Genomic DNA, 12,865 nt, shown 5'->3' with positions numbered 1-12,865 from the left:
CCTTGCGCCCCGGAACCGATTCGGTTCCGGGGCACAGGTGTGGAGATATCAGCGGGCGGTGTAGTTCTCCAGATCGGGACGCCGTGTCATCTGCCAATATTCGACGTTGAGGAACGGCATCACGAACACCACGCGTCCGTGTGAATTGCGGTAGTACGTCGACATTCCGCGGTGGGTCCACACAGTGCGCGAATGGGTCGTGTCGACAAGTTCGTTGTACTCCTTGTTCGCCTCCGGCCGCGCGTCGAGTGCCTTGATGCCGTTTCGGAACATCTCGGTGAGAAGCCCACGGATGTACCGCATCTGGACCTCCATGAAGAACATGAAGCTTCCGCTGCCGGGGAACGAGTTCGGGCCACCGAGCATGAAGAAGTTCGGGAAGTCCGGAACGGACACTCCCAAGTAGGCCTTGGGGTCGTCGTCGTTCCATGCGTCTCGCAAGGTCAGCCCGTCGATTCCTCGAACCTCCATCGAGCTGATGAATCGCGCAGCCTCGAAACCTGTTGCCCAGACGATGATGTCGACGTCGGTCTCGACGCCGGCGTCGTCGACGAGTCCCTCGGGGCGGACGGCGGTGACGGACCGGTCGATCAAGTCCACGTTGTCCTTCCGCAATGTCGCGAACCAGCCGTTGTCGAGCAGGATGCGCTTGCCGAACGGAGGATAGTCCGGCATGACCTTGTCGAGGAGATCCGTGCGATCGCCCACCTGCGAGGTGATGTACCGCGTGAAGTACTCGCGGTGAGCGTCGTTGCGGGCGTTGACGGAACGTTCGGGATGATCCCATTCGGGATCGACGCGGAGCGACTCGATGACCTTGTCGCCGAACTGCCAGAACAGCCGAATCCAGTACCAGCTGTGGTAGATCGGGACAGACTGCATCAAGTGACGTAGGTCCATCGGGATCGGCATTCTGAACTTCTCGAACGGTGCTACCCACTGCGGACTCCGCTGGTAGATCGACAGGTGCGCAACCTGATCGGCGATCGCAGGCGCGATCTGCATCGAGCTGGCACCGGTTCCGACGATCGCGACGCGTTTGCCGTCCAGATCGAGGTTGTCCGGCCAGTCTGCGGAGTGGAAACTTATGCCGTCGAAGTCGTTCATTCCCGGCACGTTCGGAGTCTTCGGACGATTGAGGACGCCGACAGCGCTGATGACGACGTCGGAGACCAGCGTCGAACTCGTTCCATCGGAGTTGTTCACCTCGACCGTCCACTGCGCGGCTGCCTCGTCGTACGTCGCGGATTTCACGTCGGACCCGTACCGCACACGCTCGCCTGCACCGAGATCCTTGAGAACCCGCGCGAAGTAGCTCTGCAACTCGTTGCGTAGCTCGAAGTGCGTCGTCCAGTCGTTCTTCGCGAACGAGAACGAGTACAGATGACTCGGGGTGTCGACGCCTGCACCCGGATACGTGTTCTGGAACCAGTTTCCACCGGCCTCCGGCTGCTTCTCGAGGATGACGTAGTCGATGCCCATCTGCTCGAGCTGCTGGGCTGCGGCGATGCCGGCCACTCCGGTGCCGATCACGATGACCGAGAACCCCTCGGGTGCGGTGACGGGTTCGAGAGCGAGGCTCGGAGCGTCCGGCGCGGCACGCCGCGCCAGCTCGAGAGACAACATCGGGCCATATTCTTCGCCCACCGGCTCGCCCATGCAGACACTCATCATCCGAACCGTGAGCTCGGCCGACGGAGTTTCGATCGCGGGATGGACACCGTTCTGCAGATCGAGGATGGCATGTACCGCCGCCTCTCGAATCTCGTCCTGAATCGCCTCGTCCAATCCGCCCGAGTCATGGTCCCCGAGGCCCTTTCCCCGCGTCGGGAGATAGGGCGCAGACAGCCATTTCTCGTCACCGGTCATCTGAAAGACGACCATCAGCAAGGTGGGAACGTTGGCACGGCCAATGGCGGTCCTGAGTTCGTCCTCGGTCATCCGATCGGGATTGAAGTCGCCGCCGTCCGGGGCCGCCGAATCGCTCTGCACTGTCGTCATTCGAGTACCTCTCGCATCGATGTGGCGACTGGAGGAAGGTGCTCCAGGCCGGAATCATCACACTTTCAACATTGATGTTGATAAGTTCCACTTCATCGTGACAGGGGTCACGCGCAGTTGTCAACGTCGCAGTTGACCCCACGTGACGACTATCTACGTAAACGTTGACTTTGACGAAGCGCCGGGGCAACATTCACGTTGATTCAGCTGTGGCACGTGTCACAGCGCTTTCACGCCGATGCACAGGCCACAGCGGCCACGCACATCCGAACGGACACAACCATGTCGAACACGACAAGTTCCACCCCCGGCACCGCGACGGTGCTGGATCTGAAGAAGTCGAGACGGGCGCTGGTCGCCGGGTCTCTCGGCAACCTCATCGAGTGGTACGAATTTGCGATCTACGCCTACATGGCGCCGATCATCGCTCCGTTGTTCTTCCCGTCCGAGAACCCGACGGCATCGATCCTCTCCACGTTCCTCCTGTTCGCTCTTGCCTTCTTCCTCAGGCCCATCGGAGCCGTCTTCTTCGGACGCATGACCGACCGGATCGGACGGAAGCCGGTTCTCGCTCTCATCATCGGCCTCATGACGGTCGCGACGACGTGCATCGGCTTCCTGCCCACTCATCAGACGATCGGCATACTCGCGCCGTTGCTGCTGACCCTGTGCAGAATCGGACAGGGGTTGTCGGCGGGCGGTGAGATGGGCGGCGCGGTGTCGCTCATGGTCGAATCGGCGCCGGCGAACAAGCGTGGCGTCTACGGATCGTGGTCGTTCGTCGGAACCACTCTCGGATTCGTTCTCGGCGGCGGCGTAGCAACGCTGTTGGCAGTACTGCTGTCCGACGACGCAATGTCCTCGTGGGGCTGGCGGATCGGCTTCCTGTTGGCACTCCCCATGGGAATCATCGTGTTCTACCTGCGGATGAAGGTCGACGAAACGCCTCATTTCAAGCAGGTGCAGGTGGAGCAGGAAGTCGCTCCCGACGACTCCGCGGTCAGTCGCCGTCCCCTCGCCTACCTGCTGACCACCTTGGGTGTCGTCGTGGTCTACAACGCTGTCGGCAACACATTCATGGTCGGCATGCCGACGTTTCTGTCCACGAGTTTCGACATGTCGTTCGAGCGTTCCTACTTCCTGGCACTCGTCACCGGTCTGGTTGCGGGACTGACGATGCCGTTGTTCGGAGCCCTGTCCGATCGCGTCGGACGTCGGCCTGTGTTGCTGGTCGGATCCATCCTCGTCGTCGTCGGGTCCTACCCGCTGTACTACATGCTGAAGCTGGGCTTCGGTGGAGGCCTCGTGGCACTCGTCATCGCCGGAATTCTCATCGGCGTGGTGGGTGGCCCGATGCCCGCGTTCCTGTCCGAACGGTTCCGCACCCGCAACCGCGCGACCGGAGTGTCGGTCACGTACGCACTGTCCGTTGCCATCTTCGGCGGCACTGCGCCGTACATCATCACATGGTTGGCGTCGACGACCGGCGATCCGTTGTCGGCCGCCTATTACACGCTCGGTTGCGCGGCGATCAGCGTGATCGCGTTGCTGACGATCCGTGGCGCACAACGCAATCAGCATCGCGAAGAACTCGAACTCTGAAACCCCGAAAAGAAAGAGTGTCCATGCAACTCGAAGGCAAGCGGATCCTGGTCACCGGTGGCGCACAAGGAATCGGTGCGGCGATCGTCACGGCGTACGCCGCCGAAGGCGCGACGGTGTACTCGTACGACCTCAACGAGGAAGGCGGCAAGAAGACCGCGGAGAACGCCACGGCAGCGGGACCAGGGTCGGTGACGTTCTCACAACTCGACATCACCGACGGCGCTGCGACCGAAGCCCTGTTCCTTAGTGCAGCAGAAGAACTGGGTGGAATCGACGTTCTCGTCAACATCGCCGGGTTACAGCGCTCGGCCATGGCAGAGGACATCACCGACGAGCTGTTCGACGCGATCTACCGGGTCAACGTTCTCGGTACGATTCACACGAACCAGTCGGCGTATCGAATAATGAAGCCCGCCGGCACCGGAGCGATCATCAACTTCGGATCCATGTCGGGATTCACCGGTGAGCTGTCCAATTCCACCTACGGTTCGTCCAAGGGCGCCGTGCACACATGGACCCGGACGGTCGCCCGCGAGTGGGGCCCGTCGGGGATCCGGGTGAATGCAGTTCTCCCTTACGTCAACACGCCGATGTTCGACAAGTACACGAGCTCGCTGGGCCCCGAGGAGTTGGCCGCATACCAGGAGCAGCTCCGCAAGGACATCCCGCTCGGCGGTACGTTCGGGAACGCCGAGAAGGATTTGGCGCCCGTGCTCGTGTTCCTCGCAAGCGATGCTTCGCACTTCATCACAGGCCAATTACTGCCTGTGGACGGAGGATTCGCGGCGGTGCGTTGACGTCCCACCGGCGTCCACCAGCTCGTCGGTGCGCGCTCGGAGAGGTGCGGTTGCCGGGCCACGCTCGGTAACCGCAAGGGCTGCTGCGGCATTCGCGCGTCGGGCAGCGGCATAGACGTCCAGCCCACGCGACAGTCCCGCCAACAGCACGCCTGCGTGTGCGTCACCTGCACCGTTGGAATCGACTGCGTCGACCTCGAATCCGGGGACCAGCTCGGGCACCTGTCCGCCACCTGCGACCCAGCAGCCGTCGGCGCCGTCACGAACAACGGCGTGGGCGGTGGGCCTGACTCGCGCAGCCAGCGCCCGCGCTGCGGATTCGGCGTCGCGCTCACCCGTCATCGAGATGCCCTCGCGCAGATTGACACTCACGACGTCACTGCGGCTCAGAATTGTTTCGACAAGACGTGGATCGAGTAACCCGATCAGCGGCGAGGGGTCGAAGAATACAGTCGTGTCCTCGGGCAAAGTCGGCAGCCATGCAGTCAATGCCTCGGCATTGGACGGATGCGCGAGTCCGTAGCCGGTGACGTACACGAGATCAGCCGAGTTCACCTGTGCAGCATCGAGATCACTGATCGTCAATTCGGATTCGGCACCCGGGTAGGTCACGAACGTCCGTTCGGTGTTCGCGTCGACCAATGCGATACAGAAGCCTGAATCATGAACTGCGGGCTCCGGTTGAACGATCGTCGCACCACTCGCGGCCAAGGCGTCACCGACTATGGAGCCATAATGGCCCGAACCGAATCGTCCTGTGAAAACGACTGGAAGCTCGTCCCGGATGGCAGCAACGATGACGTTCAGTCCCCCGCCTGCAGTCTCGTCGAGAGACGTGGCGATGACGTCGCCGCCGGGTTCGGGTACCGCCGGAACCGTCATGACGACGTCGACGATGACCTGCCCCGTGTGAATCAGTCTGGCGCTCACTGCGTTACCGATTCCGTACGACGCGCCCCGCCGGTGGCCAGGTACAACCCACCCGCGACGACGAACGACGCGACCCAGCCGAGTCCGTTCGAACCGATCCAGCTGTCCGACAACGGGCCCGTGTAGATGACATCGCCGTCGACGACAATGGCAGTGAACAGGAAGCCTACGACGATGGCCACGGCCCAACTCCCGAACGCATACCAGTTGATGCCGCCCGTGTACCAGTAACGCGACGTCCGGCTGACATCCATGATTCCGGCTGTGTCGTAGGACTTTCGCTTGATCATGTCTGCCAGGAATACCCCGAGCCACGCCGTGAGCGGCACAGCCAGCACCGAGATGAACGTGATGAACGGGCCGTAGAAGCCGTCGGACACGAGCATGAAATAGAGGGCACCGACAAAGGTGACGAAGACGTCGACAGCCACCGCGTAGACACGCTTGATCCGGAAACCGAGGGTGAGTGTCGTCAGGCTGGCCGAGTAGACGGACAGGTGGTTGGACAGAAGAAGACCACCGAACGCTGTGATCAGGTACGGGATCGCCATCCACGCCGGCAGAATCTCGCGAATCGCAGCAACTGGATCCGACGCCGACGCCAAGCTGTTGTCACCGGCCGAGAGCAATGCACCGAGTCCGATCAACAGCACCAACGGAATGCCCGCGCCCGCCGCGCTGGACAGCACGAGCGACCCTGCCTTGACGCTTGTCCGCTGGTAGCGCGACATATCGGCACCCGCATTCGCCCAGCCGATACCCGTACCGGCCGCAATCGTTCCGATGCCGATGACCATCGCGCTGATCGAACCAGCGGGAGTGCTTGTGACGGCGCTCCAGTCGACTGTGGCGACGAGGAACACTGCCACGAAGATGTTGAGCGCACCGAATATCCACGTCGACCACTTCTGGATGACGAGAATCGCGGAGTGTCCGAGACCGCTGACGACCAACGTCAGTGCGATGAAGATGACGATCGAGACCACGGTGACCACCGCGTGCTCCTTCGCCAGTCCTGAACCTCCGAAGATCAGCGTGAACAGCGACAGCAATACGAATGCGGCCGTGGTGGTGTTGACCGTCTCCCAGCCGAGCCGTGACATCAGCGACACGAGTGTCGGTCCGATGTTGCCGCGGACACTGAACGTGGCGCGCGACAGCGTCAAACTCGGTGCGCCGCCGCGTCGTCCGGCAATGGAGACGACACCGACGATCGCGAAGGACCCGGCTGCACCGACGACCGCAACGATCAGTGCCTGCCAGATGTTCAGTCCGGTGAACACGACCAGCGTGGCCCCGAGAGGCAGACCGAGGATCGAGATGTTCGCGGCGAACCACACCCAGAACAATTGCAATGGATTGCCGTTGCGTTCGCCATCGGGGACGGGTTCGATGCCACGCGTTTCCAGCGATAGCGCTTCGGCGGACGCGTCGGAGGAGGAGGTCGAGGCGGTAGAGGTCATGAATATGCTCCAGGGTGAGTCGAACTGTGTCAGTTCGTGTGTCGGAGAGCGAGAAGTCGATCGACGACGGAATGCAAGCTGAGCGAGTTGGCTTCGGTGACGACACGAACGGCGTCTGCGGGCCAAGCGGACATGCCGCTGACGGAACCGCGGATGGCACCGGCCATCGCGGCGATGGTGTCGGTGTCGCCGCCGATTCGTGCAGCCGCAAGGACGACGTCCCACGGGTCGTCGTACGCAACAGCCAAAGCGAAGGCTGCTACCACTGATTCCTGGGATGCGACGGAGGTTCCGATGAGGTCGGATACCGTCGTCGAAAGTTCTTTGTTGTCACTGTTTTTCACATGCTCGACGGCCCAGGTGATGCGGGTGGCGATGTCACCGCCGGCGCTCCAGTGTCCACGGGTGGCGCCCTCGGCTGCGGCTGCGATTCCGACACCGATGGCATCGGCCAGACTCGCGCCATCGATACCAGCGCTGACGGCGCCGGCAACCGCTGCGGCAGAGGCGATTCCGAGCGAGGTGTTGTGCGTGACGAAACTCGACAGATACACCGCGTCGACGAATGCTCCGACACCTCCGTCGAGCGACACCGCAATGGCAGCTGGGGTGACCCGCATCGCCGCACCGTTGGTGGTGCCGAATCTACCGGCCTCGTTCGGGTCGGTACCGGCCAGGATCCGTTCGACGGCTTGCTTGGTCGAGGGCCCCAACAGGTCGAGTGATCCACGCGCTTTCATGTCGAGTTCCCACTCGATGAGAGCCTTCGCGAACGCCGACGGGTCGACTACACCATCGCCTTCGATGATCAACTCCGCCAGCATGATTGCTTGTTCGGTGTCGTCGGTGATCGACCCGGCTTTCATCCCGTTTGCGATGCGCTGACGCGGACCTGCGTCGACGAAGCCGGTGAAGTGTCCGTAGTCCTCGACGATCTCCTCGCGCCGCATCGACTGCGTCGGCATTCCGAGTGCATCACCGAGCGCCACACCGTAGAAGGCGCCGAGAGCACGATCACGTACAGAAGTCATGAATGAAAGTCCTTGTGAATTCAGGAGGAAAAGGAGAGGTGCATGCGAAAGCGATCGGGCGCGAGCAAACTCGCGACCTTCTCGACAAAACGACCGGATGCGTCACGACTGACGCGAATGCTGTGCAGAAACGGCGTTCCGACAGGTACCTCGAGAATCTCGGCGTCGATCGCGTCGACCGGTATCACCGACACCCATTGCTCACCGCTCGCGACGATCAGGTCCGCCGCAGCCAAAGTGGTGGTGAGGGATCCACCCACCAGACCGGTGTCAGGCAGTGTCGCCAATGTTCCGGTTGCGGGAATTCGACTCCGCTCCAACGACACCGGTCGACCGTCCACGACGTGGCGGACACGATCGACGGCGATGAACTCTACTGCTGCCGTGCCCATTTCGGCAGCAAGCTCGGGATCGACGATTTTCTCCAGCCGCAGGGTGTGCGTGAGCATGTCCACCCCGGCCGACGACAGTGCCCGCGCCCAACCCTCGGCCGTCTCGATCTGATGACCGTCGAACGTCACCAGAGATCCGACACCGGTCTGCTTCCTGATCAGTTTCTGCTCTTCGAGATCACTGAGCGCGGATCGTATGGTTCCGCGACTGACCGAGAATTCACGCGCCAACTCGTTCTCACCCGGCAGCAGAGAACCGTTCGGGAGGCCACCGGACTCGATGGTCTCTTTCAGCGCAGTCAGCACCTGATGGCGCTTGTGACGTGTGCGCTGGGTCATAGTGGGCTCGGACATGAGGGCTACGGTACATGCCGGGACCAAACCTGTACAGAACCTGTACAACCTTTCCAGTACCAAAGATGACAAAAGGACCGTGATCACGTTCCGAAGAACAGCGATCACGGCCCGGTGGTGCGTTGCTACCACGTCATCGAAGAATCGTTCAGGACGTAGATTCCGTCGCGAGTCGACCGAGGGTGTCGTTCAACTGATCCTCGGTGACGAGCGGGAACTTCACCTGCTCGAGTAGCTTCTTGTCGGTGACCTTCGACCAGTCGTACGTGTGACGGACCAGCGTCTCGTTGGGCCCCTGAGACTCCAACTCCCACAACCATTCCCATCCGGGAGGCTCGGTTCCTGCGGGCGCCGTCTTCCACGCCAGTAACTTGTCCTTCGCGTAACCGGACACATGGTTGTCGGTCTGGTACTCGCCGCCCATGTGATCGCCCTGCATGTTCATCGTGAACACTTCGCCGACACGCTGAATTCGATCGGCGTGATCGACGCTGCGGACGAAGCCGGAGCCGTCGAGCGCCGGATGCCGTTCGGGGTTGGAGAGGACATCGAAAACGGCGTCGACGGGCGCCTCGATGGTGCGTTCGACAGTGACCTTCGTGGTGTCGCTCATTACTCAACCTTGCCTACAGTTCTCGGATTCGGCAACGTCGAGCCACTTCGTCATATGGCCGGATCGGCCTCTTCGGCTGGCGGGACGGCGGACGGTCGCCTGAAGATCCGGTGTACAAAGGCGAGCAAACGAGTAGAGATCGGTCTATGGGGGTAGGTCGCTACGGTGCCAGAATTACCGGAAGTGGAGAACGCTCGCTTGGTCGTGGAAAAGGCGCTCGGTCGGGTCATCACCGATATCGACGACTCGGACACCTACGAATGCCGTCCACATCGACCTGGTGATATCCGCCGCGCGCTCGAAGGCGGCACTCTCACCACAGCGCGTCGGCGTGGGAAAGCCATGTGGTGTGACACCGAGACGGCCGACGGCACAGGCGGACCCACCCTTGGAATCCACCTCGGAATGGGTGGGCGGGTGATCGTGACCGCACCCGACGGAGACGAGACCTCCCAGTACGGGGGCGGGGATCCGCACGTCGGCGAACGCGATACGGACAAACCGGAGTGGACACGCTTCGCCATCACGTTCGACGACGGCGGCCAGCTGCGATTGTTCGACAAGCGCCGACTGGGTCGAGTGCGGCTCGAACCCGACATCGACGCATTGGGGCCCGACGCAGCCGAAATCTCGCGACAGGACTTTCGAGACCGAATCGGTTCCAGTGGAGCGCCTTTGAAAGCGAGATTGCTCGATCAGGCCGCCATCGCCGGCATCGGAAACCTGCTCGCCGACGAGGTTCTGTGGCAGTGCGCATTGTCCCCGGCGCGCAAAGCCAAGACCTTGACAACCGAGGAACTGGACGAGCTGCGAGTGGTGCTGCGACGCGCCATCCGGTCCGCAATCCGACAAGGCGGCGTCCATACCGGTGAAGTCATCCCGTTCCGAAAAGCCGATGCAACCTGCCCGCGCTGCGGGTCACCCATGTCCCGCGGAACCGTCGGTGGGCGAACCACATGGTGGTGCTCGAAGGAGCAATCATGACGCAGCAAGCTCAGCGATGACGATTGCGCGCGTAGTGATTTCGCGCCTTCGATCGGTTCCCACACGCGGACATCGAGCACCACCGTCGCGCATCGGATTTCGATACGTCGTAGAACCGCAACACGCAGTCGCAGGACTCGTCCGTGCAGCAACGTGCCGTTGAGCAGTTCACGAGCATGCTCGGGTTCGACCACGTCCGGTTGTGCAACCGCAAGCAACGACTCGCGGGTCACCAGCAACGCCTCGAGAGTTTCAGGCGACTCGACCACCTCGTCAGCGAGGCCGGCCGACGCCAACCAGATCGCGAGCCCGTTTGGAAGACTCAGCAGGTCATGGTCGCCGTCGTCATCGATCCAGCGCGTATTCAGCAAGTCGAGCGGCAGCGGCTCTCCTGCCGGCGTGCAGGGCGCGCCCGCTCCTGCTGGGGCGGTTCCGACTTGCGGTTTCTTCTAGCTCGAAAGCAGGAGTCGGACGTGACCGTCTACCACCGCGGCGAAATCCTTGCGCAAGAGCGAGCCGGAGTGCGAGCACAGGCCGAGCGCGTTGCGTCGGTCATCAGGCATGAGATTCCACCGGTCGTCGTCGACTTTCTGGCCGAGCAACCGATGCTCGTCGTCAGCGCAGTCGACCAGGCGGGCGCCGTCTGGGCCACCCTCCTCGCCGGACTGCCCGGGTTCATTTCCGCCACGACCCCGACCACCGTGGACGTCGCAGCAACGCCTGGACCCGACGACCCTCTACATGACGTGCTCGATTCATCCACCCGCGTCGGTCTCCTCGCGCTCGAGCCAGGCGCGCGGCGGCGCGTCCGGATGAGCGGGACTTCACACCCGATGCCCGACGGCCTGAGAATCGATCTCGACGAGATTTATCCCAACTGCCCCAAGTACATTCAGAAGCGGGAGCCGACGTGGAGAGAAGGCGGCCCGGGTAAGCCTCAGTCGAGCAGTGAACTTTCTGTGGCCGACCAGGAGTTCGTTCGGTCGGCGGATACCTTCTTCGTGGCCTCCGCTGATCGGGACGGCAACGCCGATGTCTCGCACCGCGGTGGAAATCCCGGCTTCCTGCGCATGATCAGCCCGACGCATATGCAGTGGCCCGACTATGCAGGAAACTCGATGTTCAATACACTCGGGAACTTCGAGATCAATCCGAGAGCCGGAATAGTGTTGCCGCAGTGGATGACCGGGACGCTGCTCCATCTGACCGGCACTGCCTCCGTCGATTGGGATCACGAGCACGCCGCTGCCGTGCCGGGCGCAGAGCGCCTCGTCGACTTCGACGTCGAGAGAGTCATCCGCATTCCCGACGCCACTGCCCTACGGTGGAGCGAGGCGGAGCTCTCGCGTTTCAATCCTGCGGTCAGAGAGCGAGGCTCCGCGTGAGCGTCGTTCCTCTGTAGCGAATCCTCCGACCATCGGACCGCTGATGACTCACACACAGGAAGACGAGAAGCGCGGCCGGTTGACACGCCGCCGACAACGCTGCCGCGATATCGATCCCGAATCACTCGTTACGGAACGACGTTTCCGCATACCGAGCGGACCGCCGTCCTGGTCCACTGAACATGTGAGATTCGATCCCCACTCGCTGGTCGAGCGAGAGTTCCCTCCGATCACCCAGACGTATACCGAGCGCGACACCATGCTGTACGCGCTCGGCCTCGGCCTGGGTTCGGATCCAGTCGATTTCGACCGACTCCGGTACGTGTACGAGGATGGACTCGTTCCGTCTCCGACCTTTCCGTTCGTCCTGGGGTACCCGGGGTTCTGGGCGCGCGATCCCGACACCGGTATCGATTGGAAGCGACTTGTCAACGCCGAACAGTCCATTCGCCTCCATGCACCGATTCCTACGGCCGGCACAGTGATCGGCCGTACGCAGATCGTCGAGATCGTCGACAAGGGACCGGCGAAGGGCGCATTGCTCTACCTCCGCCGAACCGTCAGCGACATCGACGGCACGCTCCTCGCAACGATCGGACAGACGACGATGCTGCGCGGGAACGGTGGGCAGGGCGGCACGACGACCAGTACGCCCGAACCGCACCGCCTTCCAGACCGTCGTCCTGACTGGGTACACGACGTCCGCACCCTCCCCCAGTCAGCTCTGCTCTACCGCCTCAGTGGCGACTACAACCCGTTGCACGCCGACCCGAAGATCGCGACGGATGCAGGGTTCGAACGGCCTATCCTGCACGGCTTGGCCACCTTCGGGATGGCGGCACATGCAGTGTCGAGATGCGTTCTGGGTGAGGATGTCCGGAAGTTCACCGCAATGAGCGGACGGTTCACAGCTCCCGTGTACCCGGGCGAAACGTTGCGGCACGACATGTGGCAGGACGGTTCGGTCGTCTCCGTCCGGACCACCGTTCCCGATAGGGGCGTCGTCGCGTTGGACCGCGGTCGAATCGACATCCAGCAATGACCGACACAGTCGCTGCACTGCTCAGACCCGTCGTCGAGCACTGGGATTGGCAACTCGATGCGCGGTGCCGCGGGGTTCAGTCGGCCACGTTCTTCCCACCGCCGGGCCTCAGAGGCCCGACGCTGCGTTATCACGAAGCCGCCGCCAAGCGGATCTGTTCGTCGTGCCCCGTGCTCGACCACTGTCGTCAGCATGCAATGGAAAGTGCTGAGCCATACGGTATCTGGGGTGGCCTGACGGCGTCCGAACGCGCCGATACCTAGCAACC

13 protein-coding genes and 1 pseudogene are annotated in these 12,865 nt (G+C 62.4%); 6 read left to right on the top strand and 8 right to left on the bottom strand.

Annotation, left to right across the window (positions count from 1 at the left end; translation table 11 throughout):
• Window positions 1-48 precede the first annotated feature (48 nt).
• Complete coding sequence (locus tag CHB96_RS25360; RefSeq protein WP_089251539.1) at window positions 49-2,001, bottom strand: flavin-containing monooxygenase; 1,953 nt, start codon at window positions 1,999-2,001, stop codon at window positions 49-51.
• Between the two features lie 282 nt (window positions 2,002-2,283).
• On the opposite strand from CHB96_RS25360, the gene CHB96_RS25355 reads away from it, so the two are divergent.
• Together CHB96_RS25355 and CHB96_RS25350 are read left to right on the top strand one after the other, a co-directional pair.
• Window positions 2,284-3,603 (top strand): MFS transporter, encoded by a 1,320-nt coding sequence (locus CHB96_RS25355; RefSeq protein ID WP_089251633.1) that lies wholly within the window; start codon window positions 2,284-2,286, stop codon window positions 3,601-3,603.
• A 23-nt stretch (window positions 3,604-3,626) separates the two neighbouring features.
• Window positions 3,627-4,403 (top strand): SDR family NAD(P)-dependent oxidoreductase, encoded by a 777-nt coding sequence (locus tag CHB96_RS25350; protein WP_089251537.1) that lies wholly within the window; start codon window positions 3,627-3,629, stop codon window positions 4,401-4,403.
• Here CHB96_RS25350 and CHB96_RS25345 read toward each other — a convergent pair.
• The 5 genes from CHB96_RS25345 to CHB96_RS25325 form a co-directional block, all read right to left on the bottom strand.
• Window positions 4,365-5,333 carry a PfkB family carbohydrate kinase gene (locus CHB96_RS25345; RefSeq protein WP_217899990.1) on the bottom strand — a complete coding sequence of 323 codons (969 nt, stop codon included), beginning with the start codon at window positions 5,331-5,333 and terminating at the stop codon, window positions 4,365-4,367. The genes CHB96_RS25350 and CHB96_RS25345 overlap by 39 nt on opposite strands.
• A complete protein-coding gene (locus tag CHB96_RS25340) occupies window positions 5,330-6,796 on the bottom strand; it encodes a purine-cytosine permease family protein (protein ID WP_089251535.1) in 1,467 nt (488 codons plus the stop codon). The genes CHB96_RS25345 and CHB96_RS25340 overlap by 4 nt, the downstream gene beginning before the upstream one ends.
• Window positions 6,797-6,825: 29 nt before the next feature.
• Window positions 6,826-7,827, bottom strand: a complete 1,002-nt coding sequence (locus CHB96_RS25335; protein ID WP_089251533.1) for an ADP-ribosylglycohydrolase family protein — start codon at window positions 7,825-7,827, stop codon at window positions 6,826-6,828.
• Window positions 7,828-7,847: 20 nt separating this feature from the next.
• Window positions 7,848-8,573: a GntR family transcriptional regulator gene (locus tag CHB96_RS25330; RefSeq protein WP_217899989.1), complete on the bottom strand. Its 726-nt coding sequence runs from the start codon at window positions 8,571-8,573 to the stop codon at window positions 7,848-7,850.
• Window positions 8,574-8,721: 148 nt separating this feature from the next.
• On the bottom strand, window positions 8,722-9,186 hold the full coding sequence (locus CHB96_RS25325; protein ID WP_089251529.1) for an SRPBCC family protein: 465 nt from the start codon (window positions 9,184-9,186) through the stop codon (window positions 8,722-8,724).
• A gap of 165 nt (window positions 9,187-9,351) precedes the next feature.
• Between CHB96_RS25325 and CHB96_RS25320 the strand changes: the two genes are divergently transcribed.
• Entirely contained in the window at window positions 9,352-10,170 is an 819-nt protein-coding gene (locus CHB96_RS25320) for an Fpg/Nei family DNA glycosylase (RefSeq protein ID WP_089251527.1), read from the top strand.
• Between the two features lie 10 nt (window positions 10,171-10,180).
• On the opposite strand, the gene CHB96_RS30450 is transcribed toward CHB96_RS25320, so the two are convergent.
• Window positions 10,181-10,348, bottom strand: coding sequence for a CGNR zinc finger domain-containing protein (locus tag CHB96_RS30450; RefSeq protein ID WP_245866176.1), 168 nt, complete (start codon window positions 10,346-10,348; stop codon window positions 10,181-10,183).
• A gap of 19 nt (window positions 10,349-10,367) precedes the next feature.
• Window positions 10,368-10,541: pseudogene (locus CHB96_RS30445) on the bottom strand (ABATE domain-containing protein); the annotation flags it as partial.
• A gap of 102 nt (window positions 10,542-10,643) precedes the next feature.
• Between CHB96_RS30445 and CHB96_RS25310 the strand changes: the two are divergent.
• The 3 genes from CHB96_RS25310 to CHB96_RS25300 all read left to right on the top strand — a co-directional run bounded on the left by CHB96_RS25310 (window position 10,644) and on the right by CHB96_RS25300 (window position 12,860).
• Complete coding sequence (locus CHB96_RS25310) at window positions 10,644-11,555, top strand: pyridoxamine 5'-phosphate oxidase family protein (protein ID WP_089251525.1); 912 nt, start codon at window positions 10,644-10,646, stop codon at window positions 11,553-11,555.
• A gap of 184 nt (window positions 11,556-11,739) precedes the next feature.
• Window positions 11,740-12,597, top strand: a complete 858-nt coding sequence (locus CHB96_RS25305) for a MaoC/PaaZ C-terminal domain-containing protein (RefSeq protein WP_217899988.1) — start codon at window positions 11,740-11,742, stop codon at window positions 12,595-12,597.
• Entirely contained in the window at window positions 12,594-12,860 is a 267-nt protein-coding gene (locus CHB96_RS25300) for a WhiB family transcriptional regulator (RefSeq protein ID WP_089251521.1), read from the top strand. Before CHB96_RS25305 ends, CHB96_RS25300 begins: the two co-directional genes overlap by 4 nt.
• The last annotated feature ends 5 nt before the right edge of the window (window positions 12,861-12,865 follow it).

Source organism: Rhodococcoides kyotonense, from assembly GCF_900188125.1.
In the GTDB taxonomy this organism is placed as follows: domain Bacteria; phylum Actinomycetota; class Actinomycetes; order Mycobacteriales; family Mycobacteriaceae; genus Rhodococcoides; species Rhodococcoides kyotonense.
Note: the sequence above shows the minus strand (reverse complement) of the source record. Positions and strands in the feature narration are given on the sequence as shown.

What these genes read in the sequence shown, in the direction of transcription:
- CHB96_RS30450 (WP_245866176.1), bottom strand. Translation starts at nt 10,348, where the DNA reads ATGCTCGTGAACTGCTCAACGGCACGTTGCTGCACGGACGAGTCCTGC.
- CHB96_RS25360 (WP_089251539.1), bottom strand. Translation starts at nt 2,001, where the DNA reads ATGACGACAGTGCAGAGCGATTCGGCGGCCCCGGACGGCGGCGACTTC.
- CHB96_RS25325 (WP_089251529.1), bottom strand. Translation starts at nt 9,186, where the DNA reads ATGAGCGACACCACGAAGGTCACTGTCGAACGCACCATCGAGGCGCCC.
- CHB96_RS25355 (WP_089251633.1), top strand. Translation starts at nt 2,284, where the DNA reads ATGTCGAACACGACAAGTTCCACCCCCGGCACCGCGACGGTGCTGGAT.
- CHB96_RS25340 (WP_089251535.1), bottom strand. Translation starts at nt 6,796, where the DNA reads ATGACCTCTACCGCCTCGACCTCCTCCTCCGACGCGTCCGCCGAAGCG.
- CHB96_RS25300 (WP_089251521.1), top strand. Translation starts at nt 12,594, where the DNA reads ATGACCGACACAGTCGCTGCACTGCTCAGACCCGTCGTCGAGCACTGG.
- CHB96_RS25335 (WP_089251533.1), bottom strand. Translation starts at nt 7,827, where the DNA reads ATGACTTCTGTACGTGATCGTGCTCTCGGCGCCTTCTACGGTGTGGCG.
- CHB96_RS25330 (WP_217899989.1), bottom strand. Translation starts at nt 8,573, where the DNA reads ATGTCCGAGCCCACTATGACCCAGCGCACACGTCACAAGCGCCATCAG.
- CHB96_RS25350 (WP_089251537.1), top strand. Translation starts at nt 3,627, where the DNA reads ATGCAACTCGAAGGCAAGCGGATCCTGGTCACCGGTGGCGCACAAGGA.